Below are 25,975 nucleotides of genomic sequence, written 5' to 3' on the forward strand. Positions count from 1 at the left end.
CGGTCTATGGCTTTCTATACCCACAGCAGGTTTTCCAACATCCTGGAGTGGTATAATGAAGAGTTTTCGACGATTCAACGGTTCCGTATCTGCGGGAGCCGCCGCCCTCTTTTTGATCAGCGTTCTGGCCCTTCCGCTTCTGGCGGAGGAGCATGTTCTTGTACTCAGTGAAACTCCCGGCAACCTGACTCTGGCACAGACGATGTGCGAGGAGGTGGCCAGAGATGCTCTTGCCCAGTTGCTTCCGGCAGTGGGGAAAGCCATGGTCCTTCTTCGACCTGGCAAGGAAAACCCCGGGAATTCGCTGGCAAGGCTGGCTCTGGAGGAGGCTCTTCTTGCAGAAGGGCTGAAGCAGACGGAGTGGCCGGAATCCGCTGGACAGATTCTGGAGTACCGGATTCTGGATCTGCAGATTGCCTATACGGGTTTCGAGCGCGAAGCCCTTGGTTTGAAGAAGTATGTAAAAAGAGCCGGCTCCCTTTCCCTGTCCCTGACCCTGCTTGACGCATCCAGTGGTGAGGTTCTGAGCCGTTCCCGCTCTGGGATCCTGCTTGAAGACCAGTTTCCTCGAAACCTCCTCGATGTGGTCGAAAGTGAGCAGTACCCCTTTACCAAGCCTCTCCTCGTGGAGAAGGAATGGTCCAAGCTTGTGGAACCCTGGGTTGTGGGGGGACTGGTGGCCAGCCTGGCCTGGCTCTTCTTTAGTAATCAAAGCAGTGAATAGGGGTGGAGTCGAATGAACGCAGGGCGGAGATCGTGGGTTCTGGCAGTCCTGCTGCTTCTTGCCTGCTCGGGGGAGGAACTGTCCGGCCATCTTGAAAAGGGTGATGCCTATTTCAAGGATGGACAGTGGGAGGAAGCCCGTCTTGAGGCGATCTATGTCCTTCAGCGTGCCCCGAAGAATCACCGGGCCCTCTGGCTTGTTTCCCGAAGCCTTCTGGCCCTGAACCGGGACGGAGAGGCGGAGAGCTACTTCCGGACTCTCTTTGAAGAGGATCCCAGTTATCGCCCCTCTGCTTCGGCCTCTCTCGACAGTCTGGCCCGCTTCGACTATCTTGAAGGGAGAAAGGGGCGTGCTGCCCGACGCTGGCTGACAGCGCTGGATTTTCAGCCGGGGCTGGATCCCGGGCCCTATGGCTTCTTTCTGGCGGAAAAGTATTTCAAGCGGGGAGATCATGCGCGAAGCGCGGGTCTTTACCGCCGGGCCTTTGAGGCCTACCCGGATTCTGCGGAAGTGCTGGACCAGTTGTATCCTTTTGCTCTCAGTCTGGAGAGACTGGAGAGGCTCGAGGAGGCCAGACCTGCCCTGGAACGCTTTCTCCAGAAAGTGCGGCGGCATCCGAGAAGACATGAGGCGATCTTTCTCTACCAGGATCTGATGATTCGCCTTGCTCGGCGGGACATGGACCTGATGGACTTTTCATCGGCAATTCGGAGTCTGGACCGTGTTCTCCGCTATTCTTCCAATCCCACAAAAAGGGAGGAAGCTCTTCTGGAGATGGGAATCTGCTACGAGAAGCTCGGAAAGTACGGCAAAGCGGTGAAGAAGTACCGGAGGATTGTTGAGGAGAACAACTCCGGGTCGGGGCGATTCTTTGAAGCCTCATTAGAGAGGCTGGAACGACTTGAAAAGGCGGATCTGATCGATGAGGATTGAAGAACAGACAAGGATGCGCAGCTTCCTGCTTCTGCTTGTCTCGCTATTGGCCCTTTCCTGCGCAGGGCAGGGCCCCCGCCTTGAAGGACTTGAGAAGGCAAACCGTTACTTTGAGAAGGGCGACTTTGCCCAGGCCATCGAGGAGTTCAAGGTCTACCTGGAATTGGAATCTGCGAGTACGGATGTCTCCCGAGCCCAGTTCATGCTGGCTCGATCCTTCTATGAGAATGGAGACTACCCGACAGCCGCAGTGGAGTTTGAGGTCTATCGGAGAAACTACCCGCGGGGAGACTCTCTGGAACTGGCCGCCTACTACGATGCTCTCTGTTGGGTGGAACAGTCGCCCCGTTTTGACCGGGATTCTGCGCCCACCTTTCGGGCGATCCGGAAGCTGGAAGATTTTCTTCGGGAGTTTCCGGCAGGTCGTCAGACTGGAACAGCTCGCGGGAAGATGGCAGAGATGCTGGACAAGCTTGCAAGGAAGAAGCTGTCCATTGCCCGCTTCTATGCTGACATGGGCCGGCTGGAAGCAGCAGATATCTACTATGAACTCCTTGCTCTGGAGTTTCCCGAATCCCCTCTTCTTTCCGTGGCTGTCGAGGAGTGGGTGGAGATCAAGAAAGCCCGTGGTCTTGAGGAGGAAGCCGAAGAGCTGCTTCGCCTGAAGGCCGAATGGGAAGGTCGCAAGGATCGCGCCCCCTGATGACAGAGGCCAAGTCGAAGAGGGTCGGACTTCTCGGAGGCAGCTTTGATCCTCCCCATGAGGGCCACCTCTGGATGGCAAAAAGGGCGGCCGATCAACTTGCCCTGGAAGAGGTCTGGCTTCTTCTCGCCTGCCAACCTCCTCACAAGTCCCCTGACAAGCTACATCCCTATGAGCATCGACTTGCCATGACTAGAATTCTTGCCCGGGAGGATGACAGGCTCCGGGTCTGTGAGATCGAAAAAGAGCTTCCGGCTCCGGCCTATACGGTGGATACCCTTACGGCTCTCCTTCGGGATCATCCCTGCCATCGCTTTGTATTTCTCATGGGGGAGGACTCCTCGCAGGCTCTTCGCACCTGGAAAGAACCGGAGAGGATCTTCCAGATGGTGGAGGTGGCGGTTCTGGCAAGGGAGGGTTTCGAGGCTGATCCTGCCTGGCCCTGCTGTGTGATTCGGGGAGAATCTCACCCGGCACAGAGTCGCCTGATTCGGCGCGATCTGTCCCGGGGACTCCTTCCGCAAGATCTGACGAACTCCTTGCTGGAGTATGTCCGGCAAGAGGGTCTCTATTCCGGAGGGGAAGAATCATGAAGCTGCTTTTGATCGACGGACATGGACTTGCCTTTCGCAGCTATTTCGCGATGATCAGGAATCCTCTTTTCAACAGCCGTGGCGAAAACACGAGCGCAGAGTTCGGTTTTCTTCGCACCCTTCTTCAACTGAAACGGGACGAAGAGCCGGAGGCAATCCTTGTTTGCTTCGACCCGAAGGGCAAGACCTTCCGCCATGAGATGGAGCCTGCCTACAAGGCGAATCGGCCGAAAATGCCGGATGACCTTCGCTCAAGCATCGAGCGCCTTCGCCGCTTCCTCAATATGGCGGGTTTCCCTCAGCTGAGCCGGGAAGGTTATGAGGCGGATGATCTGCTGGCCAGCGTGAGCCGAAAGGCAGAGCAAGAGGGCTGGGAGGTGCGCCTTTTCAGTGCGGACAAGGATCTTTGTCAGTTGGCCAGTGACTCCATCCGCATCCTCAAACCGGCGAGCGGCAAGAAGCCGGCGCGCTGTCTGGGTCCCGAGGAAGTGGAGGAGGATTTTGGTGTTCTCCCTGCGCTTCTTCTCGACTATCTCAGCTTGATCGGAGACAGCTCAGACAACATTGAGGGCGTGAAGGGACTCGGCCCCAAGGGCGCCCTGAAATTGCTGAAGGAGCATGGAGGTCTGGATGCGGTGCTTGATTCTGCCGAGCAGGCTTCCTCTCCCGCCCTCCGCACGAAGTTGCTGGAAGGTCGGGAAAATGCCCTGCACGCCCGCGAGCTAATCCGGCTTCGGGATGACCTTGAAGTGGACTCCCCGGGAGAGTGGATCCTGGAAGGGGGGAACCCGGAGGAGACCAGGGGCTGGCTTCAGGACCGGGACTTTCATTCCCTGGTTCCCGAGTTTCTGGGAGAGGAAGCTCCGACGAGCGGGGAAGTCGACTACTCGATCATCCAAAGCAGAGAGGCTCTCGCTGACCTTGTTCAGTCCTTGAGGGAGGTGGGCTGCTTTGCTCTCGATACCGAGACGACGGATCTTGACCCCATGAAGGCTCAACTCGTGGGGATCAGTTTTTCCTTCGAAGAGGGGAGAGCATTCTACCTTCCCCTGGACGGGGATGCGGGAAATGAGTGCCTTTCTCTGGATTCGGCTCGCGAGATTCTCTGCGAACTCCTGTCAGACGACAAGCTGGTCAAGATCGGGCAAAACATTAAGTATGACTCACAGGTGCTTGTCAACAATGGGATTCCGGTGAGTGGCCCTGTGGAAGATACCATGCTGATGAGCTACTGTCTGGACTCATCCCGCAGAAGCCATGGCCTGGATGCCCTGGCCCGGGATCACCTGTCGCATGAGATGATTCCCTGGTCTTCCCTCTTTGAGAAGGGGGATCGCGAGAAGGACATCAGGAAAGTCCCTCTGGGCCGTCTGGCCGAATATGCTGCCGAAGATGCGGACTTCACCTTCCGCCTCTGGCTCAATCTGGCTTCCAGCATGAAGGAAGACCCCGATGCGGAGAAGCTTTACCGGGAACTGGAACTTCCTCTTCTCCCCATTCTCTCGCAAATGGAGAGACAGGGTATTGCCCTGGATCTTCCTCACCTGCAGGCGCTGTCCGAGAGGATGGAAGAGGAGATCCAGGCTACCCAAACCAGAATCCATGAACAGGCCGGCCGGGAGTTCAGTATTGGCAGTCCCAAACAGCTTTCCTCGATTCTGTTCGAGGAGTTGAACCTGCCGACCGGGCGAAGAACCAAGACCGGCTTCAGTACCGATGAAGAGGTCCTTCGCAAACTCTCCGAAGAGCATGAAATTGCCACCGAAGTTCTTCGCTGGCGGGAACTCAGCAAGCTGAAGGGAACCTATGTTGACACGCTACCCCTTCAGGTGAACGAGCAGACATCCCGGGTTCACACGCGTTTCAATCAGGCCGTGGCCTCTACGGGGAGGCTGTCGAGCAGTGATCCAAATCTGCAGAACATTCCGATTCGAAGCGAGTTGGGAAAGGAAATCCGGCGAGCCTTTATTGCCGAAGAAGGGCTTCGCCTTCTCTCCATGGACTACAGTCAGGTGGAGTTGAGGATCCTTGCTCATCTCTGCGGGGATGAGGCCCTCATGAAGGCCTTCCGGGAAGACCGGGACATCCATCGCTGGACTTCTTCCCGAATTCTTGGAAAGGAGGAGTCGGAGGTTAGCCGCGAAGAGCGCGATCGCGCAAAGGTGGTAAACTACGGCGTTCTCTACGGGATGGGAGCCAGGGGCATGGCTCAGCGACTGGGCATCGGAGTGGAAGAGGCCCAGAGCTTCATTGATGAGTACTTCTCAGCCTTTCCCGCCATACTGTCCTGGAAGGAAGAGCTTCTTCAGCGAGCCCGCATCGAGAAGTCTGTCACGACACTGCTCGGAAGAAGGCGCCCGCTTCCGGAAATCCAGAGCTCCAATGGAAGGATCCGGAGCTTTGCCGAAAGGGCTGCGATCAATTCTCCGATTCAGGGAAGCGCCGCTGACATGATCAAGGTGGCCATGCTTCGGGTTCAGGAAGTACTGGCAAGTACGCCCTCGGATTGCCATCTCCTCTTGCAGGTTCACGATGAACTTCTCTTCGAGCTTCCTCCGGAGCAGATCCCGGAACTTTCTCCTCTTTTGAAGCAAGCCATGGAAGAGGTCTATCCTCTGGATCTTCCCCTCCTTGTTCAGTGCGGGGAAGGCCATAACTGGCTGGAGGCTCACTGATGGGAAAGGTCTGGGTGCTGGCCGGTGCCATGGGGAGCGGAAAAAGTACGGTGGCCCGCCTTTTCGAAGATGAAGGAGCCCGGATTCTGGATGCGGATGCTCTGGCTCATGATCTCCTGAGGGAGGAAACGTGGATCGCTCGCTCGCTGGCGGATGTTCTGGGCGAAGCCGTACTGGACGAAGAGGGGCAAGCTGACCGGAAGAAGATCGGCGAACTTGTCTTTTCTGACCCCGAGGCGCGGCGTAGACTGGAGTCCCTGCTTCATCCCCTTGTGCTGGAGAAACTCACCCGCATCAGCCGGGAGTTTCGCGAGAAGGAGGAGGGACTTCTTCTTTTGGAAGTTGTCCTCTGGCTGACTCTCGACCCTGCTCCCTTTCCCGTGGACGAGGTGCTGGTCACCGTGGCTCCCGAGGAGGAGATGATCAAAAGAGTGATGCAGAGGGATGGTCTCCGTGAAAGCGAAACAAGACTTCGATTGAAGGCTCAGGGCCACTGGTGGGATTGGGCGAAGAAGTCGGACAGGACACTGGATACAGATTGTGACAGGGAATCATTGCGTGATCAGGTTCGATTGATCTATCGTGGGATCTCTTCGAATCAGGGGAAAGGAATAGACGATGCTCAATCGTAATCAACTGCAACAGCTCTCCTCCCGGGTCACTCATCTCAAGGAGTGTCTTTGACTATCCCCGCCTGATCCTGGAACTTGGGGAAGTCGAAAAGCTCATGATGGCTCCGGATTTCTGGGACGACCCGTCCCGGGCGCAAAGCACTCTCCGCGAAAACAAGAGGCTGAAACGCTGGCTGGATCCTCTCGGGGATATGGAGAGCCGATGTGATGACCTTGCGACACTTTCAGAAATGCTCAGCGAGGAGAGCGATGAAGAAAGTGCCCGGGAGCTGGAAACAGAGGCCGCCTCCCTTGAGGAGAGTCTCGCAGCGTTTGAGTTTCTTCTCATGTTTCAGGGTGAGGACGATGAGAAGTCTGCCATCCTGACGATTCATCCGGGAGCCGGTGGGACAGAGAGTGCTGACTGGGCTGAGATACTTCTCCGTATGTACCAGCGCTATTTTGAGAGGCGGGGCTGGAAGTCGAAGGTTCTCGACTTCCAGAAGGCCGAGGAAGCAGGGATCAAGAGCGTCACCGTGGAAGTCGAAGGAGACTTCGCATACGGAAGGCTCCGGGCGGAAAGCGGAGTTCACCGCCTTGTCAGAATCAGTCCCTTTGACGCGCAGAAGAGGCGCCACACCTCCTTCGCTTCCGTTTATGTCTATCCTGAGGTCGAGGATGAAGGAGAGATGGAAATCCTGGATGCAGATCTCAAGACCGATACCTACCGGGCCAGTGGTGCCGGAGGTCAGCACGTTAACAAGACAGATTCAGCCGTAAGAATCACTCACATTCCCACCGGACTTGTCGCCCAGAGCCAGGACGAGAGAAGCCAGCACCGGAATCGTGAAAACGCATTGAAGATCCTGCTCGCGAAACTTCTCAAAAAGAAGCGTGAGGAGGAAGAGGAAGAAAGAAAGGCGCTGGAGGACAGCAAGATGGAAATCGGCTTCGGAAGTCAGATCCGAAGTTATGTTTTTCATCCCTATACCATGGTAAAGGATCACCGAACGGGGGAGGAAACAGGGAACATACAGGCCGTCATGGATGGCAGCCTTGACACCCTGATTGAAGCCTGGCTGAAACACCGATCGGGGATGGAAGTCGGAGGAGCCGGCAAGGAGAAACGTGATTAGCCTGGAAGTCAGAACGGGGGCCCGCGAGGAGATTCTGGATCTAAGTGCCGAGATCGCGCAGGCAGTTCGCAGGGAAGGTCTTCTTGAGGGTGTTTGTGTGGTCTTCGTTCCGCATACCACGGCAGGGGTCACGGTGAATGAAAACGCGGATCCTGATGTAAAGCGGGACATTCTTCTCGCGCTTGAGAGGATAGTACCGGAGGATCAGGACTTCCGCCATGCGGAGGGCAACAGCACGGCTCATGTTAAGAGTCTCCTCTGCGGCAGCAGTGTGTCGGTTCCGGTTTCCGGGGGCTCTCTTGTCCTGGGAAACTGGGGAGGAATCTATTTCTGTGAATTTGATGGCCCCCGGACTCGGAAACTTCATCTGAGTTTCCTTCCGGAGGATTCCAAGAGGTGTTCAGAAGGACGGACGGAGTGAATATGAGTGAGACCCGGGAACACAAGGACCGGATTCGCGTTGACAAGGAAAACAAGCTGCAGAGGCTGCGGGAGGGGGGCGTGGAACCTTATCCCTGGAAGTTCGAACGGAGCAATACGTCCGCAGAGTGTCTGGCCAGTCAGGATGAGTGGATAGAATCCGAGAAGGAGATCACTCTTTCCGGTCGCCTGATGAGCAAGAGGGTGATGGGGAAGACCTCTTTCGGCCATGTTCAGGATCAGAGCGGCCGGATTCAGTTCTTCTTCCGCAAGGATGCAATGGACGAAGAGCATTACCGGAGATTTGCAAAGCTGGTGGAAGCGGGAGATCATATTGGAGCCAGGGGAGTTCTTTTCCTCACCCGCAGTGGTGAGTTGAGCTTGAGGGTGCGGGAGTGGACACTTCTTTCGAAGTCCATGCTTCCGCTGCCGGAAAAGTTTCATGGACTGACGGACGAAGAAACGCGAAGTCGTCAAAGGTATCTGGATCTTGCCGTGAATCCGGAGGTCCGAAAACGCTTCGAAACCCGTTCCAGGATTCTTCATTACCTCCGGGACTTTTTCGTCCGCAAGAGTTTTCTGGAAGTGGAAACCCCCGTTCTTCAGGCTCTCTATGGGGGGGCAACGGCTCGTCCCTTTCGCACGCGCCATGAGGCTCTGGACATGGACTTCTTCCTCCGCATCGCCGGCGGCGAGCTTTTTCTGAAACGACTTCTTGTGGGGGGGATGGAGAGAGTATTTGAGATTGGAAAGGTCTTCCGCAATGAAGGCATGGACCGCTCTCATAATCCCGAGTTCACCATGCTGGAGGCCTATTCCGCCTACTGGGATTATCAGGACATGATGGGTCTGGTGGAGGAACTCTACTCGGGTCTGGCGATGGAGTTTCATGGAGACATGAAGATCCCCTTTGATGGGCAGGTGATTGACCTCAGCCCTCCCTGGCCCCGTATCAGCTATCACGAAGCCGTACGAAAGTACTCGGGGCGTGATCTGGAAACGGCAAGCCGTGAAGAGCTTTCCTCCGCAGCTGAGGACCTGGGAATTGAGGTAGAGGATTCCTGGGGAGCAGGGAAGATTCTCGATGCGATCTGCGCGGAGAAGGTTGAACCGCAGTTGATTCAGCCGACATTCCTGACGGATCATCCTCGGGAGATCAGTCCCCTTGCGAAACAACATCGGGACAATCCCGATCTGGTGGAACGCTTCGAACCTTTCATTGCCGGTTTTGAAGTGGGAAATGCCTTTAGTGAACTCAACGACCCTGCCGAGCAAAGGAAGCGTTTTGAAGACCAGATGGGTCTTCGTGCCAAGGGAGATGAGGAAGCTCAGATTCTAGACGATGATTACCTCCGCGCACTGGAGGTAGGAATGCCCCCGGCTGCGGGACTTGGAATTGGAGTGGATCGCCTGGTCATGCTGATGACGGATACCCGGCACATTCGGGACATCCTTCTGTTTCCCCACATGAGACCCGAGGCCTGATTCATGCGCTACCCCGGCTGGATCCTCTTGCGACATATCGGGAGCATCCGCAGGCGCAGTTTTCTGGGCAGGGTGAGCCTGCTTGCTATTCTCGGGGTTATGCTCGGGGTCGCTACTCTGGTGACCGTACTCTCCTTCATGCAGGGTTTTCAGTCGGAGCTTCGTCGCCTTCTTACCGAGATGAACCCCTCCATCTTTGTTTCTACCGGAACGGCAGGTGGTCTTGCAGAGCCGGAGATGCTGGCCGGCTCTCTTGCGGATGTCGAGGGATTGCTCGCATCTTCCCCCTACATTCAGCAACGCGGGGTTCTCAGCAAGCCCGCGTTGCATGGACTCAAACTTTCGGGAGTTATCTTACGAGGTCTGGAACCATCGTCGGAAGCTCTCGTGACCTCCACACTTTCTTCCTGTGATCCTCCTTTTGAGGAGTTCCTCCAGGCTGGGGGCAGCCCGGGGATTCTTCTCTCCAGTCGCCTTGCCCGGGAACTTGCTTCTCTCCCCGGCGAGAAAGTCACTTTCACAACGGTGATTGAGGGCCGGGAAGATCCCCTTCACCTCTCCTTCCTTGTGCAGGGGCTGGTCGAAACAGGACTCTATGAATTTGACCGCCGTTTTGCTTACGCCGATTTATCCATACTCAGGGAAGTGCTTCGCGAAGGCGAGGGTGTGGATGGCCTGGGAATTCGTGTCGCTGACCCTCTGCGAGCTCGCGAACAGAGCATAGTCATTCGCGAGCTCTTGCCCTTTGGGGAGTATCAGGTGGCCGACTGGATGGATCTCAACGGGGAGATTTTCCGCTGGATGAAGACCATGCGGAGCATCCTTCTCTTTTCTCTCGGGCTGATTATCCTGGTGGCAGGTTTCAATATTTCGGGGACCATGACGCTGGTGGTCAGCGAGAAGACGCGGGAGATCGGCATCCTCCGTTCTCTGGGCGCGAAACGAAGGGACATTCTTCAGATCTATATTCTGGAGGGCTGGATTCTGGGACTGCTCGGGGTGGGGGCGGGCCTGCTTCTCTCTCTGGTCTTGAGGGCTCTTTTTCGGGGACGCGCTCTTTCCATCCCCGGGGAGATTTACTTCATCGATAATATGCCGATGGAACTGGAGCCGAGAACCTTGCTCCTGATCTCTCTTGTCGCTATTCTGATTTCTCTTGCCTCGGCCCTTTTTCCGGGGCTTGAGGCTCTTCGACGCAGTCCCCTGGACGCTCTTCAGGGGGAAGGGAGGATCCGTGCCTGAGACCCTGCTCATTGCAGAGAAACTCTGCCGCGGTTTTGACACGGCAAGAGGGCGAATCCCTGTGCTGGAGGATTGCAGTCTGGAGATCCGGGAGGGGGAGTCCCTCTCGATTCTGGGAGAAAGTGGAAGCGGCAAAAGCACCTTACTGTATCTTCTCGGAACTCTGGACCGCCCGGATTCCGGCACCTTGTCTTTGGAGGGGCGGGACCTGCTTCGGGCCTCTTCTGCAGAACTCTCTCGCATTCGCAACCGGGAACTGGGTTTTGTGTTCCAGTTTCACCACCTTCTTCCCGAGTTCAGTGCTCTGGAGAATGTGGCCATGCCGGGCCTGATTTCCGGCCTTTCCCGGGATGAAAGTTTCAAGAGAGCGGCTCTTCTCTTGTCCAGAATGGAAATGGACGAAAGGATGGATCACCGTCCTGCGGAACTCTCTGGGGGAGAGCAACAGAGGGTAGCCGTTTCCCGTTCCCTGCTTCTGAAACCCCGACTCCTTTTCGCGGACGAGCCGACCGGCAATCTCGATGAAGCCGCAGCGGAATCGGTATCCCGCCTTCTCTTCCAGATGGTTCGTGAAGAGGGACTTTCTCTTGCCCTTGTAACCCATGACCGTGCTCTTGCTGCCCGGGCCGATCGCTCTCTTCGACTGCAGGACGGATCTTTGTCGCTCTCCTAGCCTTCTTTCGAAACCCGCCTTCCTTGCCTATATTGTGAGCAAGGAGAGGCATGGAGAAACGCTGCAGCATCTGTGGTCATGGAGAGATTCATGTCCAGCTAACCGAGTTCAGGGATGGTCGCCCTCAACGCAGGGATCTCTGTGCGGGCTGCGCGAAAAAACAGGGCATTCAATTCCCCGACATTCCGGAAGCCTCCGGGGGAGAATCCTGGCAGCACTTTCTTCATCAGGAATTGAAGGATCGTGCCGAGGCGAGTCCTCTGGAATGCCCGGAATGTTCCATGACCTTCCGCGACTTTGAGAGCAGCGGCCTTCTTGCCTGCCCTAGCTGTTATCAGACCTTCATGGGAGACCTGACCCGGCTTCTTTCTGCCTATCACGGAGACAGCCAGCACCGGGGTCGTTTTCCCCGTTTCCTGAAAAAGGAAATCCGGCATCGTCAGAGACTTCGCTCTGTAAGGGAGAGGCTTCAGGAGTCTATTGCTTCAGAGAACTACGAAGAAGCGGCTCGACTGCGGGATGAAGTGAAAGACATCGAGGATGAACTGCAGCGAATCCGGGAGGAAGGATGAGCGTTCTCGCTCCCTGGCTCGGGGACATTGAACACTGGATGAGGCGGGATGCCAGCTCTCAAGGCGTCCTCCGCTCCCGCCTTCGCCTGTATCGGAACCTGCCCCGGGTTTTTTCTTCGGCAGGTCTTCTCGATGAGATTCGGGAGACCGTTTCGGAGCATCCCTCAATGAAGGAAGCTCACTTTCTCTCTCTTGAAGAGATGAGTGCTGCGGATAGGCAGTACCTTCTTGAGCGCGGGCATCTGGAACCCCGGGAAGCTGAGGAGCCTCAGGGACTGGGAATCTTCCTCTTTCCTGAAGCGGATCGCTCCATAGTGATTGCATCGGAGGATCATCTTCGCCTGCAGTGTCTCTCTCCCGGACTTTCAATTTCCGCCGCCTATGCGCTTGTCGATAATCTTGAATCCTCGCTGGAGGATCGCATTGACTTTGCCTTCAGTGAGACCTTCGGCTATCTCAGCCCGAATCCCTCCCGTGCGGGAACCGGCATGAAAGCGACGGTTTCTCTCTTCCTTCCGGCACTTACTTCAGGTTCTGAACTTCCTGCGATTCTCCGGGGCCTACAGGCCATTCGCATGGATCTGAGCGGCTTTCAGGGGGAAGCAAGCGGTCTGCAAGGCTCCTTCTTCCAACTGGGGAATGCAAAGACTCTGGGAAGGAGCGAGGAGGAGGTTCTCGGACTTCTGGAGAGGACTGCGGGGAATCTGCTTAAGTTCGAAATGCAGGCCCGGGGCAAGTTGCAAAGGGAGGCATGGACTTTGCTCGAAGACCAAGTGGGCAAGGCAATTGGAAAGCTGGACACGGCTTCTTCACTGAACCTGTCAGATTCTCTTGCTGCCCTGGGGACTCTGATGTTGGGACGGGAGTCAGGACTTCCGGATCTGCCGGAGATGCAGAACCTGCGCAAGGCCTGGGTTCTCAGTCATCCGGGTCACCTGCAAATGATCGACGAAGAGGCGTCCAATCCCTTGGCCCGCAAAGAGATCAGGGCCAAGTGCATTCGCATGTGGATGCGGGAACAAGCGGAAGCGAAAGAAGGACCTCCAGTATGAATGATCGTTTCACGGAAAGAGTGAGAAAAGTTCTCTTTCTGGCTCGCGATGAGGCCAGCCGACTCCAGCACGAGTACATCGGAACCGAGCACCTCCTGCTCGGGATCGTGCGGGAGGGGGAAGGAATTGCCGGAAAAGTCCTTAAGAAAATGGGACTGGATTTCGAGCAGATTCGCCTTGCCGTGGAAAAACTGGTTTCCTCAACCGGTGGCACGGTCATGATCGGAGAGATCCCCTTCACCCCGAGAGCCAAGACAGTTCTGGAACTTGCCGTGGAGGAAGCCCGCCTTCTTGGACACAACTACGTGGGAACCGAACACCTGCTTCTCGGCCTGATCCGGGAAGGAGAGGGCGTTGCCGCCCGGGTTCTTCTGGACCTTGGCGCGGACCGCAAGAAGGTACGCGAGGAAATCCATCAGCTTCTCGGAAGCAGTGACAAGAAAGGCTCCGCTTCGGGGAAGATGAGACAGAGTGAGACCCCGGCCCTCGACCAGTTCGGACGGGATCTCACCGTGATGGCCTCTGAAGGCAAGATGGATCCGGTGATTGGTCGCGACTCGGAAATCGAGCGCATCATCCAGATTCTCTGTCGCAGGAAGAAGAACAACCCGGTCTTGATCGGGGAGCCGGGTGTCGGGAAGACCGCCATCGTGGAGGGGCTTGCCCAGAGGATCGTGGAAAACCGTGTCCCGAAGATTCTCAAGGACAGCAGGATCTGCACTCTCGACCTTGCAAGTGTCGTTGCTGGCACAAAATACAGGGGGCAGTTCGAGGAACGTCTGAAGGCTGTGATCAATGAAATCCAGGACACTCCTGATGTCATCATCTTCATCGACGAGTTGCATACCATTGTGGGAGCAGGAGGTGCAGAAGGCGCGATTGATGCCTCAAACATGCTCAAGCCCGCACTGGCTCGTGGCGAACTCCAGTGCATTGGCGCAACAACTCTCGATGAGTACCGCAAACATGTGGAGAAGGACGGGGCTCTGGAGCGTCGTTTCCAGATGGTCATGGTCAATCCTCCCAGTGAGGATGAGGCCATTGAAATCCTTATGGGTTTGAGGGAAAAGTACGAGAGCCATCACCGGGCCACGATCACGGACTCTGCCGTGGAAACGGCAGTGCGCCTGAGTCAACGATACATCAGTAACCGATTCCTGCCGGACAAGGCCTTCGATATTGTGGACGAAGCTGGTAGTCGTGCCCGACTCTCTCTCGGTGCCATCCCTCCGGAACTGCTGGAGATGGAAAAAGAGATCGCCCGCCTGGAGAAGGAGAAAGAGGGGGCGATTCAGGGACAGGACTTTGAAAAAGCCGCCAAGCTTCGGGACCAGGAGAAGGATGCCCGCATTCGTCTTGAGAGTTTCAAGGCAGAACTCGACGAAAGGGATACGGAAGAGAGAGCCGTAGTTGATGAGGCCGCGATCGCGGCTGTGATCAGTGAGATTACCGGCATCCCCGTGTCCAGTGTTGAAGAGCGGGAGGGCAAAAAGCTTCTGCGCATGGAAGAGCATCTGGCCAAGAGGGTCGTGGGGCAGGAAGAGGGCATTACCGCCATCTCCACTTCGATTCGACGCAACCGCGCAGGCCTTCGTGATCCGCGCCGCCCCATCGGTTCCTTCTTCTTACTCGGACCCACCGGTGTGGGAAAGACGGAACTTGCCCGAGCCCTGACCTCCTTCCTTTTCGATTCCGAGGATCGCCTGATTCGCATCGACATGAGCGAGTACATGGAGAAGTTTTCCGTGAGCCGTCTCGTGGGCGCACCTCCCGGATACGTGGGTTATGAAGAAGGGGGCTTCCTCACCGAGAAGGTGCGCCGACAGCCCTATTCGGTCCTCTTGCTTGACGAGGTGGAGAAAGCCCATCCGGACGTCTTCAACATTCTTCTTCAGATTCTTGAAGATGGGCAGCTCACGGACAGCTTTGGCAGAACCGTGGATTTCAAGAACACGGTAATCATCATGACGAGCAATATCGGCGTGAAAGTGGTCCGGGATCAGAAACCTCTTGGCTTTTCCCTGGTTCACGGGGATCGCTCGAATACAGTGCAGGATCACAAGGATTTGCAAAAGACTCTTCTGGATGAGCTGAAAAAGGCCATGAGCCCTGAGTTTCTCAACCGGATCGACGAAACGGTCGTCTTCCACAGCCTCGGGCGACCGGAGATGGACCAGATACTCGGGATCTTTGTGGGGCAACTTCAGGGACGACTGCAAGAGCAGGGCTTTGACTTCGATCTGGACCTTCAGGCCCAGGGCCTTCTGGTCGACCGTGGCTTTGATCCCAGTCTCGGTGCGCGCCCGCTTCGCAGGGCAATTCAGCGCTATCTGGAGAACCCTCTTTCCGAGAAGATCCTCGCTGGCAAGTTCAAGAAAAACAAGAAGATCTATGTTTCAGTCCGCAAGGGAGAGCTGCATTTCTCCCAGCGGGCGCCCAGAAAAAAGGATCTGGAACTCAGCCCGAAAGAAATGGGCTGAAGCCACTTTACTTTCTTCGATTCTTCCTCTAGTTTGATGAGAAACGGCTCCGTTGGGGCCGTTTTTCGTGGCATTTCTCTATCCAAACTGAGCGAAATGAAGATCCTTCGATTTCTTGTCTTCTTCTGCCTCCTGTCCCTGCCTTTTCAGGTGGAGGCTGTGGGGACTGCGACCATCGACTCTGTCCGCGTCGAGGGACTTCGTCATGTGGCCGCGGGTCGGGTTCTTCTGGAATTCGGAATCCAGAAGGGCGATCCTCTCGACTCAGAACGCATCGCAGAGGGAATTCGTCGCCTCTATCGCACTCACCGTTTTGAAAATGTAGAGACCCGGCTGGAATCCCTCCCCGGCGGCTCGCGGGCTCTTGTCCTCCTCCTTCGGGAGTTTCCAAGATTGTCAGACATCCGCTGGGAGGGACTCCGCAAGATGGACCAGAAGGATCTTGAGGAGAAGATCAGCCTGACAAAGGGCCGCTACCTTCGGCCCTTGCTCGTATCCCAGGCGAAGCGGGCCATTCTCGAACATTGCAGGGAAGAGGGCTATCATTCAGCCACCCTGGAAGTCGTGAGGAAGGAACAGGGAGAAGGAGAGGAACTCCTCATCTTCCGTCTGGACGAAGGCAAGAAGGCAAAGATCCAGCATCTTGTTTTTGAAGGCGTGAAAAGCCGGGATTCCAGCGAACTGAAAAAGGTTCTTCAGTGCCGTCCCCGATCCCTGAATCCCCTGACCTGGTTCAATTCCGATTCCTACCATCCGGACAGTCTTGAGTTGGACGAGCAGAGGCTCCTGACAGAATACCACGATTCCGGTTATCTGGACATGAAGGTGCTGGACCGGCAGGTAGCGTTTTCCGAGGATCAGGAGGAAGTCACCCTGACCTGGATCATTGAAGAAGGCTCTTCTTACGAATTCGGGGAGATCCACTGGTCCGGAAACACCATCTTTTCCGACTCGGTCATCGAGGCCTACTTTCCCTTTGAACCGGGGGAGGAGTTCCAGGGTGCTGACCTGCGCGGTTCCCTCTCCCGACTCGGGAGTGAATACTACGACCATGGCTATCTCTACAGTCAGGTGCAGACGGATCGTCGGAAACAGGGTAATCAGGTGGATCTCCACATTGACATCTTCGAAGGTCCTCTTGCGCGGATTCGGGAAGTGGTCGTTGCGGGAAATGAGAAGACCCTCGACAAGGTGATCCGACGGGAGATCCGGGTTTTTCCAGGGGAACTGTTCAGCCAGGAGAAGCTGATCCGAAGCCAGCGGGACATTTTCATGCTTCGCTACTTTGACGATGTCCAACTGGAACCGAAAACCGACCCTGCCTCCGGGGACGTCGATCTGGTATTCCATGTCAAGGAACGGGAGGCCGGGCAGTTCGGGACCGGGATCTCTTACAGCGAACTTTCCAGTATTGCAGGATTTATCCAACTGGGAACTCCGAACCTCTTCGGCCGGGGACGAAACCTGGATTTCAATTGGGAGTTCGGTAAACGGGTCAATTACTTCAAGGTCAATTACTCGGATTCCTGGTTCAGGGATCGCCCGGTACACCTCACCGTCTCTCTCTACAGAAATGAAAACAATTACTACCGGGAGTATTACCGCGACCGGAAGGCGGGCATTTCCTTCGGTCTTGGCCGCCCCCTTCCCTGGCTGGATCATACGAGAGTGTCCCTGTCCTATCGGCTTGAGAATCTGGAGCTGTATGACTTCAGCGAACTCTATGTGGAGATGGGGGGAACCCTTCTCGAGCGGGATTGGCCGCAAATCGAGAGCAGTCTTTCCATGAACTTTTGGCGAAACTCCACGGATAATCCCTTTCTTCCAAGCCGGGGAAGCCGCTTCCGCTTGATTTCACAGTTTTCTGGAGGGCCCCTGGGGGGGAAACTTCATTTTCAGAAATACGATCTGAGTTACACTTGGTATCAGAAGGTGGCCGGCCCCCTCGTGCTTCGCTTTCATCAGTCCATGGGCCTGGTGGACGGTCTGAACCGCCCTTCCCAGGTTCCGGATCATGAGCGTTTCCGGATGGGGGGAAACCGGATCTTCCCGCTGCGTGGCTATGAGGATTTTTCCATTGTCCCGGAGGGGAACAGCCCCTTCCTGGGTGGACGAGCCATGAGCAGTGGCTCTCTGGAACTGGTTCTGGGAATCAACAACAGTGTTCAGTTGATTGTTCCCTTCTTTGATTTTGGCGACACCTGGAATTCGCTTGCCCAGGCCGATCTGACCACTCTCAAGCGCTCGGTGGGAGTGGGGGCCCGGATTGAGGTTCCGATGATGGGTGTCGTTGGTTTTGACTGGGCTTACCCCCTCGATGGCGAAGAGGGGGAACCCGCCAGGTTCCATTTCAAGATGGGTGGAGACTTCTAGGGGGTCTATGAATATCGGGATGAGAATCGCACTGATGAGTCTGCTTCTGCTGCCACTGTTGCTTGCAGCAGAGGAGATGAAGCTCGGGGTTCTGGATTTTCAGAAAGTATTTCAGTCCTATGAGGGATTCTCCGAGGCTCAGCGGATCTTTGACAAGGACGTGGAGGTCTGGAACAATATCAAGCAACAGATGATCGAGGAGGTTCTAGCCGCTCGGGAAGACTTTACCCGACAGCGCCCTCTCCTGTCTCCGGAAGCTCTTCGCGAAAAGGAATCGGAGATTACCCGAATGGAGGCAGAGCTTTACCAGTTCGAGCAGGAGAAGTTCGGGCCGGAGGGGGAGGCCGTTCGCCGGGACATGGAACTGAGTGAACCGATCTATGAGAAGATCCGCTCGATCCTCAAGGAAGTGGCCGAAGAAGACGAGTACGACCTGATCTTCGATGTAAGCGGGGCGGTTCTGTATGTGAAGCCCTCCCTGAACATGGATGAGAGGGTGCAGGAAGCCCTGAAGGCTCAGGGCTGATGGAGGCGCGAAGAGAAATGGAAGGTCTGAGCTTCACTCTGGAAGAACTGGCAGGAAAGCTGGGGGTCCGTTTTGAGGGCGATCCCTCGCTCAGGATTTCCGGGGTAGCCGGGATCCGGGAGGCGAAGGAAGGAGATCTTTCCTTTGTCTCAAACAGTCGCTATCTCCGTTTCATCAATTCGACGCTGGCCTCTGCTCTGGTTCTTTCAGACGAAGCCGATGCCCATGGGCGGCCCGCCCTGCGATCGGACAAGCCCTATCTGATCTGGCTTCTCGCTCTGAAGATCTTTGCGCCCTGTCTTCTGGAGCAGTTTCCTCCGGGACTGGACGAGGCTGCTTCCGTCCATCCTTCTGCAAAGCTGGGGACGGATGTTCATGTCTCGCCAGGAGTTTCCCTGGGGCCGGACTGTCGCATCGGGAACCGCGTGGTTCTGATGCCGGGAGTTCGTGTCTTGCACTCGGTCGAAATCGGTGACGACTGCGTTCTTTTCCCCAATGTGGTTCTTCGGGAAGAAGTAAAGATCGGAGAACGGGTGAGCATCCATTCCGGTACGGTCATCGGTTCTGATGGCTTCGGATACGCATGGGACGGGCAAGCCCATCGGAAAATCCCGCAGATCGGAATTGTGGAAGTGGGCAACGATGTTGAGATTGGGGCGAATGTGACCATCGACCGGGCAACGACCGGAGCAACCCGGATCGGGGAGTTTAGCCGGATCGACAACCTTGTCCAGATTGCCCACAACGTTCAAATCGGAGCTCACAGTGTCATTGTCGCTCAGGCGGGCATCTCCGGCAGTGCGGAAGTCGGAAGCCATGTGACGGTGGCGGGGCAGGCGGGTCTGGTGGGCCATATTCAGATTGGCGACAGGGCAACCATCGCAGCCCAGGCCGGAGTCACGAAGTCTGTTCCGGAGGGAGAGTGTGTCTCCGGCTACCCCGCAAGAAACCATGAAGAAGCACTTCGCCAGCAGGCAGCGCTTGCCCGTTTGCCGGGCCTCCTCAAGAGAATCCGTTCACTGGAGCGTTCTCTCGAAGCGATGAAGAAGAAAGAGTCGGAAGGGGAAGGATCCCTGTGATACGCCAACAGAGAACCCTGTCAAGAGAAGTCCCCTTCGAGGGGATCGGGCTGCATACCGGCAACACGGTTCGCATGATATTCAGGCCCGCAGAAGTGAATACGGGAATCCGTTTCCTTCGAAGCGATCTCGACCAGCCTCACGAGATTGAAGCCAGCTACGAGAATGCTCTGGAATTGACCGATGACATGCGGAACACGACTCTCAAGGACGGTGAGGAGAGGATTCATACCGTGGAGCATGTTCTTGCCAGCCTTGTCGGGCTTGGGGTGGACAATTGCCTGATCGAGATTGACTCCAATGAACCTGCGGAACCTGTGACAGGAGGTTGCAAGGAGTATCTGAAGGCACTTCAGGAGGCGGGGATTGTCGGTCAGGGAGTTCCGGCGAGAACCTATGAGGTGAAACAGCCGATCAGCCTTGTCGAGGACGATGTGGAACTTCTGGCCCTTCCCTACGAGGGCTTCCGCGTCAGCTTCACGATCAAGTACCCCCATCCGAATCTCGGAACCCAGTACGCTTCTTTTGATATCAATCCAGAGACCTTTGAACATGAATTGTCCTCTGCCCGTACCTTTGCTCTCATGGAGGATGTCGAGCTTCTCCGGGAAAAAGGCTTGATCAAGGGCGGCACTCTCGAGAATTCCATTGTGGTCGGCGAGGACGGAATCCTGAATGAGGAGCCCCTGCGCTGGCCCAATGAATTCGTTCGTCACAAGATTCTGGATCTGATCGGAGATCTCGCCCTTCTCGGACGCCCGATTCGAGGGCACATCATCAGCCACTGTAGTGGGCATTCATCCAATGTGAAGTTTGTCGGCATGCTTTCGGAGGCCATGAAGAGACAGGAAAACGCCATTCCCGGCAAGAGCCCGACTGAGTGGAATATCCACGACATCATGAAGATCATGCCGCATCGCTATCCCTTCCTTCTTGTGGACCGACTTCTGGAAATGGAGGACGGTAAGAGAGCCGTGGGGATCAAGAATGTTACCATCAACGAGCCCTACTTTGCAGGTCACTTTCCGGAGCATCCGATTTTCCCCGCGGTTTTGATTCTGGAAGCCATGGCTCAAACTGGCGGGATGCTTCTGCTTTCCACGGTGGATAACCATCAGGGGAAACTGGTTTATTTCATGGGCATTGACAAGGCACGCTTTCGTCGTCCTGTGCTTCCCGGGGACCAGATCCGTTTCGAAATGGAAATGCTGCGACTGAGCAAGATGGGTTGCAAGATGCGCGGCGAAGCTTTTGTTGACGGAGAACTGGTCGCCGAAGCGGAACTAATGGCCCGCGTGGTGGAGAGATAGATGTCAGTGATGAATAGGGAACCCGGAATTCACCCCACAGCCTTGGTCCACAAGGATGCAAGCCTGGGGGAGGGTGTCCGTGTTGGTCCCTACTCCATCATTGAGGCGAATGCCGAGATTGGAGCTGGCTCCATGATTGGAAGCCATGTTCGCATTGAGTCCTGCGTCCGCATGGGCTCAGCGAACAGGGTGTTTCAGGGAGCAGTTCTTGGCAGCCCTCCCCAGGATCTCAAATTTCGGGGTGAAGAGTCTTTTCTCACGATTGGCTCGGGCAATACGATTCGTGAATATGTCACCATGAATCCCGGAACGGGGGAAGGGGAAGAGACCCGGATCGGGGATGAAAACATGTTCATGGCCTACGTACACGTCGCACACAATTGCCGAATTGCCGATCAGGTGATCATTGCCAATGCGGTTCAATTGGCCGGGCATGTGGAAGTGGAGGAGTTTGCCATTCTTGGGGGGATGACTCCGGTGCACCAGTTCGTCAAGATCGGGGCTCACGCCTTTGTTGGCGGGGGAAGCCGGGTTGCCCAGGACGTCCCTCCCTATCTTCGGGTCGCCGGGAGCCCTCCTCGTGTGGCCGGACTGAACCTTGTGGGTCTTCAGCGAAGGAATTTCCCTATGGACAGCCTGGAGGAACTGAAGAAAGTCTACCGAGTTGTCTATCGGCAGGATCTGAATCTCTCACAGGCGATGGACAAACTGGATTCCGAAGAGATCAAGGATACTCATGCTCTTCGTTTTCTGGACTTCATCCTCAAGAGTGAGCGGGGCATTACCCGCTAGTCCACGGCAAATTGGCGACACTCTTCTGCCGCGCACCAGTGCTGGAATTCCGAACAGAGAATCGCTGCTTTTTCCTCCAGCATTTCCCGTGTCCAGGATCTCGGAGCATAGAGAATTACGAGAATGTCCCGGGAATCCTCGCGGATGCGGGTTCTCCAGGAGTCGGAACTGGGAGACCCGAAGGGGCCGACTTCATCAACCAGACAGATCTTGCCTTGAACGTGGATCTCCGATTTCCGGATCCCCGGGAAGAATTCACCCTTCTCTCCCATTCTCAGGGCGATGGTTCCTTCAAGAAAACGGGAATCATATAATCCGATGGAGATGGAATGCTCGAGAGAGAAGAGGTTCCCCGTGTCCACCAGAGGGCTGAGGCGGTAAAGCTCTTTGCCCTGAAGAACTCTCCTCAGCAAGGCCTCGCTGGAAGGGCGGTAGCGGGTTGGATCCACCCCGGCAGCCCGGTACATCTCCCGGGCAGGGGCGAGGCAGGGGATTTCTGAGGGCGGTTTTCCTTCGTAGCGACTGCGCATGCTGCGGCAGACCTGATTCAGGTGCTCGTGAAAGAGCGGGTCTTCCCGATGCCTCGGAACTTGAAAGACAACAGCATGGATTCGAAGGGCCAGCGGAGCCAGGTTATTGATCTGGATCATGATGGCGAGTGTAGAGGAATTGAGCCAGATTGGAAAGGGCGTTGACAGGGGCGTTCCCCGCGTTACCCTGCTCACAAGAAGGAGGCCGCCATGAAAGTGGGAGTTGTCGGTACCGGTCATCTTGGCAAAATACACGCAAGGATCTACTCCGAGATTCCGGGAGTCGATCTTGTGGGGGTACAGGACAGCGACCCTCTTGTCGCTTCGGCGGTAGCCGAGGAAAGAGGCTGCCTTGCCTTTGAAAGCCTGGGGGAGCTTGCAAGGAACTGTGATGCCCTGAGCCTCTGTGTACCGACCTTTGCCCATCATGAGCTTGCCCTTGAGGCACTTGAATCCTCCTGTCACATTCTCGTGGAGAAACCGATGGCACGTTCTGTCGCTGAGGCGGAGGATATGGTTCGCGCCGCCTCCGAGTCGGGCCGGCAGCTTATGGTTGGCCATGTGGAGAGATTCAATCCGGTGATGATCGAGGCAATGAAATACATCTCCCAGCCCGGCTTTGTGGAGAGCCATCGGCTTTCCACTTTTGTGAACCGCGGCATCGATGTGCCCGTGGTCCTTGACCTGATGATCCACGACATCGACCTTCTCTGTATGATTCTGGATGAGGAACCCGAGAGCATCGATGCGAGCGGTGTCTCCGTATTGACCGGTGACATAGACATCGCAAATGTCCGACTTCGTTTCCGTGGCGGCTGTGTGGCAAATCTGACAGCCAGCCGGATCAGCAGGAAGCGGGAGAGGAAGCTGCGCTTCTTTCAGGCGGACTCCTACCTGTCTCTCGACCTGATGGAAGGAAGGATGGAAAGAGTGGCCAAAGTTGAGGGATTTCATGAGAAAGTTGCGGCAGCTCTTCTTGCCCCCGACCTGATGGCGAACCTCAATCCGGAAGAACTTGTTCATGCGGAGACCCTCGTGCCAACGCCGGCGGAGCCTCTTCGCCTTGAGTTGGAAGCCTTTCTTGAATCCATCCGCAACGGAGGTCCCTGTCCGGTAGATGCAAAGGCAGGACTCCGGGCCCTGCGTGTGGCGGAAAGGATTCTCCAAGAGGTGAGAGCAGGTGCCTGAGGAAAGGAGAATTCTCTTGCTTGCGGGAGAGGCCAGTGGAGATCAGGCCACGGCTCCCCTCATTCGGGAAATCCTCCGTCAGCACCCCCGCTGGAAACTCGACGCCATTGGTGGCCCTGCAATGAAAGAGGCGGGCGCGCAGATTCTCTATTCATCGGAAGAGCTTGCCGTCATGGGATTCCAGGAAGTCCTTCTGAGGGCCCCGAGGCTTCTTTCTCTTCGGAGGAAGATGGCAGAGAGGATCCGCTCGGGCACTTATGATCTTTTCCTCCCCGTGGATGCCCCCGCCTTCAATCTGCCACTTTGCCGCATCGCAAGGCAGTCGGGAGTTCCTGCCCTGTATTTCATTGCGCCCCAGGTATGGGCCTGGAAGGAAAACCGTCTGAAGTCCATGAAACGCGATCTCTCCGCTCTTGCCGTGATCCTCCCTTTCGAGGAAGACTGGTTTCGGGAAAGAGGGATGGAAGCACGCTTTGTGGGACATCCTTTGGCCAGCCACTGGAATCCCGGGCCTCGAGATCGAGAGCCGGTGGGGCAGGCACTTCGCATCGCTCTGCTTCCGGGAAGCAGGAAGCAGGAGATCCGCAGGCACCTTCCTCTCTTTCTGAAGGCTGCGGAGAACCTGTCCCAGAGGCGAGAGGATTGCTCTTTTCATCTTCTGGAGGCCTCCAGCCTTTCTCCCTTGCTCTACGAGACTGCCCTGAAATCTTCCACGCTCACAGTGCATCGTCACAGAACTGGTTCTCGTGAGTTTCTTCAGGACATGGATGCTGCCTGGGTCAGTAGCGGAACAGCTACTCTGGAAACCGCATTGGCGGGGCTGCCCATGGTGGTCGTGTATCGGACGGGTGCGCTAAGCTACTTTCTGGCAAGTCGCCTGGTAAAACTAGACTCGATTTCTCTGGTGAATTTGCTTGCGGAGGAGAAACTGGTTCCGGAGCGGGTGCAGGGGGATGCCAGTCCGGAGAATCTGCTTGCAGACATGGAATCGCTCCTTGATCTGCCAGACGCCGCTTCCCGTCAAAGAGAGGGGTTTCGGCTCATCGCGGAGGGTCTCGGTGGCCGGGATCCGGCGCAGGAAGTCGCTTCCATGGTTCTGCGCCTGCTGGAGGAATCATGAGCCATTGGAAAAGAGATTCCCGTGGCCTTGGCGAGAAACAGCTTCAGGGCATAGACCGGAATGCGGGTATTCTTGCCGCCTTTCTTCGTGCCTACGGGAAGAGTTGGCGTGTCATGGAAGAACTTCCGGAGGAACTGGAAGAGATTCGAAAACAGAGCCCCTCCAAGTCCCTGATCTTTGCATTCTGGCACAACCGCATGTTGCTCCTTGCCTATACACACCGGGATCGTGCGATTCAGGTTCTCTCGAGCAGTAGTCGGGATGGGCGCTTGATGAGTTCCATCCTTGGGAAGATGGGGATGCAGAAAGTCCTCGGCTCCAGTAGTCAGGGAGGCGCAGCCGGCCTGCGTCAGATGGCCCGTCAGTGCCGAAGAGGAAACGATGCCGCCCTCAGTGTCGATGGGCCGCGAGGCCCTCGCGGGAGATTGAAGGGAGGAGTGATCTCACTTGCCGCCCTTAGTGGCTCCCCGATTCTTCCGCTCGCTGCTTCCGCTTCCCGAGTTCACACACTGTCCACCTGGGACCGCACCCTGCTTCCTCTGCCATTCGCCAAGGTGCGGCTTGCCTATGGGAACCCTGTCTGGGTTCCCCGCAACTCTGATGACCTGGCTCGAGAGGAAATCCGAAGAAAGCTGGAAGAGGAAGTTCAACTTCTCACCGACCGACTGGATCTCAGCTTTGGGCATGAGACGATTCCACCGGAGGAATCGGAATGACATGGGAAGTGCACGATCTTCGAGGTTACCGCAGATCCGCAAACCGGAAAATGCTTGTGCCCCTGACTCTTCCCTATGCGCTGATTGCGGAGTTCCATTGTAGAGTTCAGTTGGCGGGGATTCGACGGGATCCTCTCCTTCCCCTGATTTCACTGGGTAATCTGGAAGCCGGGGGTACGGGAAAGACTCCGGCGGTTCTCGCTCTTGCCAAATTGTTACAGGAATCAGGGATTCGTCCCGCCGTCTTGACCGGTTTGCCCGGGAGACGGGGGAAGGCAGTCTTTCACTCTCGCGAGCCCGGTTTCAGAAACCAGGCCGCGGATGAGGCTCTTCTCCTCTCCCGTTCCCTTCCCGAGTGCCCGCTTGTTGCGGCAAGGCCCAAGTGGAAGGGAGTTGAACTGCTGGACAAGCCGGAAGAATCAGATCTGATCCTGCTTGATGACGGTTTCCAGCACCGGAGACTCGCGCGGGATCTCAACCTGCTTCTCCTCTCTGGAAGAACACCTCTGTCCTTCTCTCAGGTTCTCCCTGCGGGAGATCTGAGGGAAGCCCCGGGTTTTGCTCTTCGCAGGGCTGATGCCTTCGTAGTTCCGGAAGATGTGCCTCTGCCAGAGAATCTCCCTGAACGCCCGGTATTTCGAACAGGAGTTCTTTCGGCAGGGCTCCTTGCTTTGGACGGCTCTTCCCGAAAGCCATCAGACTCCGGTTTGATTGCCTTGTCAGGCATCGCTCGCCCGGAGTCTTTTGAAGAGAATCTTGCCGGTCTCGGGACTCTGAAGGCCTCTCTTCGCTTCCCTGATCACGCGCCGATGACTCCGCGCTTCCGGGAGCAGTGCCTGAATCTGCTGTCGCGTTTTTCTGGCTCCCAGCTTGTCATTACCGCGAAAGATGCCTGTCGTTGGACCGACGATCCACTCTTTGATGTTCAGGAACCCTGGATTCTGGACCATCAGATCGAATGGCGGGAACCCGGAGTTTTCCTTTCCTGGATTCGAGATGCCCTTGGTTTCCCCGTTGAAAGCGGAGGGAAGCTTGATTAGAC

General features: G+C 56.2%; 24 protein-coding genes. 23 read left to right on the forward strand and 1 reads right to left on the reverse strand.

Annotated features, from left to right (window positions below; genetic code table 11):
* Positions 1 to 55 precede the first annotated feature (55 nt).
* The 19 genes from QGH30_00350 to lpxA all read left to right on the forward strand — a co-directional run bounded on the left by QGH30_00350 (position 56) and on the right by lpxA (position 21,379).
* Positions 56 to 724 carry a hypothetical protein gene (locus QGH30_00350; protein ID MDP7020796.1) on the forward strand — a complete coding sequence of 223 codons (669 nt, stop codon included), beginning with the start codon at positions 56 to 58 and terminating at the stop codon, positions 722 to 724.
* 12 nt (positions 725 to 736) lie between these two features.
* Positions 737 to 1,657, forward strand: coding sequence for a tetratricopeptide repeat protein (locus QGH30_00355; GenBank protein MDP7020797.1), 921 nt, complete (start codon positions 737 to 739; stop codon positions 1,655 to 1,657).
* 13 nt (positions 1,658 to 1,670) lie between these two features.
* Entirely contained in the window at positions 1,671 to 2,360 is a 690-nt protein-coding gene (gene bamD / locus QGH30_00360) for an outer membrane protein assembly factor BamD (GenBank protein MDP7020798.1), read from the forward strand.
* A complete protein-coding gene (gene nadD / locus QGH30_00365) occupies positions 2,360 to 2,953 on the forward strand; it encodes a nicotinate (nicotinamide) nucleotide adenylyltransferase (GenBank protein ID MDP7020799.1) in 594 nt (197 codons plus the stop codon). The genes bamD and nadD overlap by 1 nt, the downstream gene beginning before the upstream one ends.
* Entirely contained in the window at positions 2,950 to 5,628 is a 2,679-nt protein-coding gene (polA, locus tag QGH30_00370; GenBank protein ID MDP7020800.1) for a DNA polymerase I, read from the forward strand. The genes nadD and polA overlap by 4 nt, the downstream gene beginning before the upstream one ends.
* The gene (coaE, locus tag QGH30_00375) at positions 5,628 to 6,260 is read left to right on the forward strand and encodes a dephospho-CoA kinase (GenBank protein MDP7020801.1); all 633 of its coding nucleotides are present in this window, start codon (positions 5,628 to 5,630) and stop codon (positions 6,258 to 6,260) included. Before polA ends, coaE begins: the two co-directional genes overlap by 1 nt.
* The gene (prfB, locus tag QGH30_00380) at positions 6,254 to 7,375 is read left to right on the forward strand and encodes a peptide chain release factor 2 (protein ID MDP7020802.1); all 1,122 of its coding nucleotides are present in this window, start codon (positions 6,254 to 6,256) and stop codon (positions 7,373 to 7,375) included. The genes coaE and prfB overlap by 7 nt, the downstream gene beginning before the upstream one ends.
* Positions 7,368 to 7,796: a secondary thiamine-phosphate synthase enzyme YjbQ gene (locus tag QGH30_00385; GenBank protein MDP7020803.1), complete on the forward strand. Its 429-nt coding sequence runs from the start codon at positions 7,368 to 7,370 to the stop codon at positions 7,794 to 7,796. Before prfB ends, QGH30_00385 begins: the two co-directional genes overlap by 8 nt.
* Before the next feature lie 2 nt (positions 7,797 to 7,798).
* Entirely contained in the window at positions 7,799 to 9,280 is a 1,482-nt protein-coding gene (gene lysS / locus QGH30_00390; GenBank protein ID MDP7020804.1) for a lysine--tRNA ligase, read from the forward strand.
* A gap of 3 nt (positions 9,281 to 9,283) precedes the next feature.
* Positions 9,284 to 10,522, forward strand: coding sequence for an FtsX-like permease family protein (locus tag QGH30_00395; protein MDP7020805.1), 1,239 nt, complete (start codon positions 9,284 to 9,286; stop codon positions 10,520 to 10,522).
* Positions 10,515 to 11,195: an ABC transporter ATP-binding protein gene (locus tag QGH30_00400; protein MDP7020806.1), complete on the forward strand. Its 681-nt coding sequence runs from the start codon at positions 10,515 to 10,517 to the stop codon at positions 11,193 to 11,195. The genes QGH30_00395 and QGH30_00400 overlap by 8 nt, the downstream gene beginning before the upstream one ends.
* A 50-nt stretch (positions 11,196 to 11,245) precedes the next feature.
* Positions 11,246 to 11,767 carry a UvrB/UvrC motif-containing protein gene (locus tag QGH30_00405; GenBank protein MDP7020807.1) on the forward strand — a complete coding sequence of 174 codons (522 nt, stop codon included), beginning with the start codon at positions 11,246 to 11,248 and terminating at the stop codon, positions 11,765 to 11,767.
* Complete coding sequence (locus QGH30_00410; protein MDP7020808.1) at positions 11,764 to 12,819, forward strand: hypothetical protein; 1,056 nt, start codon at positions 11,764 to 11,766, stop codon at positions 12,817 to 12,819. Before QGH30_00405 ends, QGH30_00410 begins: the two co-directional genes overlap by 4 nt.
* Entirely contained in the window at positions 12,816 to 15,299 is a 2,484-nt protein-coding gene (locus QGH30_00415) for an ATP-dependent Clp protease ATP-binding subunit (GenBank protein ID MDP7020809.1), read from the forward strand. The genes QGH30_00410 and QGH30_00415 overlap by 4 nt, the downstream gene beginning before the upstream one ends.
* A gap of 96 nt (positions 15,300 to 15,395) precedes the next feature.
* On the forward strand, positions 15,396 to 17,672 hold the full coding sequence (gene bamA, locus QGH30_00420; GenBank protein MDP7020810.1) for an outer membrane protein assembly factor BamA: 2,277 nt from the start codon (positions 15,396 to 15,398) through the stop codon (positions 17,670 to 17,672).
* Positions 17,673 to 17,679: 7 nt separating this feature from the next.
* A complete protein-coding gene (locus QGH30_00425) occupies positions 17,680 to 18,198 on the forward strand; it encodes an OmpH family outer membrane protein (GenBank protein ID MDP7020811.1) in 519 nt (172 codons plus the stop codon).
* Positions 18,199 to 18,215: 17 nt separating this feature from the next.
* Entirely contained in the window at positions 18,216 to 19,277 is a 1,062-nt protein-coding gene (gene lpxD / locus QGH30_00430; GenBank protein ID MDP7020812.1) for a UDP-3-O-(3-hydroxymyristoyl)glucosamine N-acyltransferase, read from the forward strand.
* Positions 19,274 to 20,587: a bifunctional UDP-3-O-[3-hydroxymyristoyl] N-acetylglucosamine deacetylase/3-hydroxyacyl-ACP dehydratase gene (locus QGH30_00435; GenBank protein ID MDP7020813.1), complete on the forward strand. Its 1,314-nt coding sequence runs from the start codon at positions 19,274 to 19,276 to the stop codon at positions 20,585 to 20,587. The genes lpxD and QGH30_00435 overlap by 4 nt, the downstream gene beginning before the upstream one ends.
* Positions 20,588 to 21,379, forward strand: a complete 792-nt coding sequence (lpxA, locus tag QGH30_00440) for an acyl-ACP--UDP-N-acetylglucosamine O-acyltransferase (GenBank protein ID MDP7020814.1) — start codon at positions 20,588 to 20,590, stop codon at positions 21,377 to 21,379.
* Here the strand turns inward: lpxA and QGH30_00445 are convergent.
* Complete coding sequence (locus QGH30_00445) at positions 21,376 to 22,149, reverse strand: phenylalanine--tRNA ligase beta subunit-related protein (GenBank protein MDP7020815.1); 774 nt, start codon at positions 22,147 to 22,149, stop codon at positions 21,376 to 21,378. The genes lpxA and QGH30_00445 overlap by 4 nt on opposite strands.
* Here QGH30_00445 and QGH30_00450 point away from each other — a divergent pair.
* The 4 genes from QGH30_00450 to lpxK are packed head-to-tail and all read left to right on the forward strand — an operon-like array spanning position 22,120 to position 25,973.
* A complete protein-coding gene (locus tag QGH30_00450) occupies positions 22,120 to 23,097 on the forward strand; it encodes a Gfo/Idh/MocA family oxidoreductase (protein MDP7020816.1) in 978 nt (325 codons plus the stop codon). The two genes, QGH30_00445 and QGH30_00450, sit on opposite strands and share 30 nt — an antisense overlap.
* On the forward strand, positions 23,090 to 24,217 hold the full coding sequence (gene lpxB / locus QGH30_00455) for a lipid-A-disaccharide synthase (GenBank protein MDP7020817.1): 1,128 nt from the start codon (positions 23,090 to 23,092) through the stop codon (positions 24,215 to 24,217). Before QGH30_00450 ends, lpxB begins: the two co-directional genes overlap by 8 nt.
* Entirely contained in the window at positions 24,214 to 24,933 is a 720-nt protein-coding gene (locus tag QGH30_00460) for a lysophospholipid acyltransferase family protein (GenBank protein MDP7020818.1), read from the forward strand. Before lpxB ends, QGH30_00460 begins: the two co-directional genes overlap by 4 nt.
* A complete protein-coding gene (gene lpxK, locus QGH30_00465; GenBank protein ID MDP7020819.1) occupies positions 24,930 to 25,973 on the forward strand; it encodes a tetraacyldisaccharide 4'-kinase in 1,044 nt (347 codons plus the stop codon). Before QGH30_00460 ends, lpxK begins: the two co-directional genes overlap by 4 nt.
* Positions 25,974 to 25,975: the final 2 nt, after the last annotated feature.

The organism is Candidatus Krumholzibacteriia bacterium (genome assembly GCA_030748535.1).
GTDB lineage: Bacteria > Krumholzibacteriota > Krumholzibacteriia > JACNKJ01 > JACNKJ01 > JASMLU01.

Coding starts and splice junctions, on each gene's coding strand:
- QGH30_00350 (MDP7020796.1), top strand. CDS start 56: ATGAAGAGTTTTCGACGATTCAACGGTTCCGTATCTGCGGGAGCCGCC.
- QGH30_00355 (MDP7020797.1), top strand. CDS start 737: ATGAACGCAGGGCGGAGATCGTGGGTTCTGGCAGTCCTGCTGCTTCTT.
- bamD (MDP7020798.1), top strand. CDS start 1,671: ATGCGCAGCTTCCTGCTTCTGCTTGTCTCGCTATTGGCCCTTTCCTGC.
- nadD (MDP7020799.1), top strand. CDS start 2,360: ATGACAGAGGCCAAGTCGAAGAGGGTCGGACTTCTCGGAGGCAGCTTT.
- polA (MDP7020800.1), top strand. CDS start 2,950: ATGAAGCTGCTTTTGATCGACGGACATGGACTTGCCTTTCGCAGCTAT.
- coaE (MDP7020801.1), top strand. CDS start 5,628: ATGGGAAAGGTCTGGGTGCTGGCCGGTGCCATGGGGAGCGGAAAAAGT.
- lysS (MDP7020804.1), top strand. CDS start 7,799: ATGAGTGAGACCCGGGAACACAAGGACCGGATTCGCGTTGACAAGGAA.
- QGH30_00395 (MDP7020805.1), top strand. CDS start 9,284: ATGCGCTACCCCGGCTGGATCCTCTTGCGACATATCGGGAGCATCCGC.
- QGH30_00405 (MDP7020807.1), top strand. CDS start 11,246: ATGGAGAAACGCTGCAGCATCTGTGGTCATGGAGAGATTCATGTCCAG.
- QGH30_00410 (MDP7020808.1), top strand. CDS start 11,764: ATGAGCGTTCTCGCTCCCTGGCTCGGGGACATTGAACACTGGATGAGG.
- QGH30_00415 (MDP7020809.1), top strand. CDS start 12,816: ATGAATGATCGTTTCACGGAAAGAGTGAGAAAAGTTCTCTTTCTGGCT.
- bamA (MDP7020810.1), top strand. CDS start 15,396: ATGAAGATCCTTCGATTTCTTGTCTTCTTCTGCCTCCTGTCCCTGCCT.
- QGH30_00425 (MDP7020811.1), top strand. CDS start 17,680: ATGAATATCGGGATGAGAATCGCACTGATGAGTCTGCTTCTGCTGCCA.
- lpxD (MDP7020812.1), top strand. CDS start 18,216: ATGGAAGGTCTGAGCTTCACTCTGGAAGAACTGGCAGGAAAGCTGGGG.
- lpxA (MDP7020814.1), top strand. CDS start 20,588: ATGTCAGTGATGAATAGGGAACCCGGAATTCACCCCACAGCCTTGGTC.
- QGH30_00450 (MDP7020816.1), top strand. CDS start 22,120: ATGAAAGTGGGAGTTGTCGGTACCGGTCATCTTGGCAAAATACACGCA.
- QGH30_00445 (MDP7020815.1), bottom strand. CDS start 22,149: ATGACCGGTACCGACAACTCCCACTTTCATGGCGGCCTCCTTCTTGTG.
- QGH30_00460 (MDP7020818.1), top strand. CDS start 24,214: ATGAGCCATTGGAAAAGAGATTCCCGTGGCCTTGGCGAGAAACAGCTT.
- lpxK (MDP7020819.1), top strand. CDS start 24,930: ATGACATGGGAAGTGCACGATCTTCGAGGTTACCGCAGATCCGCAAAC.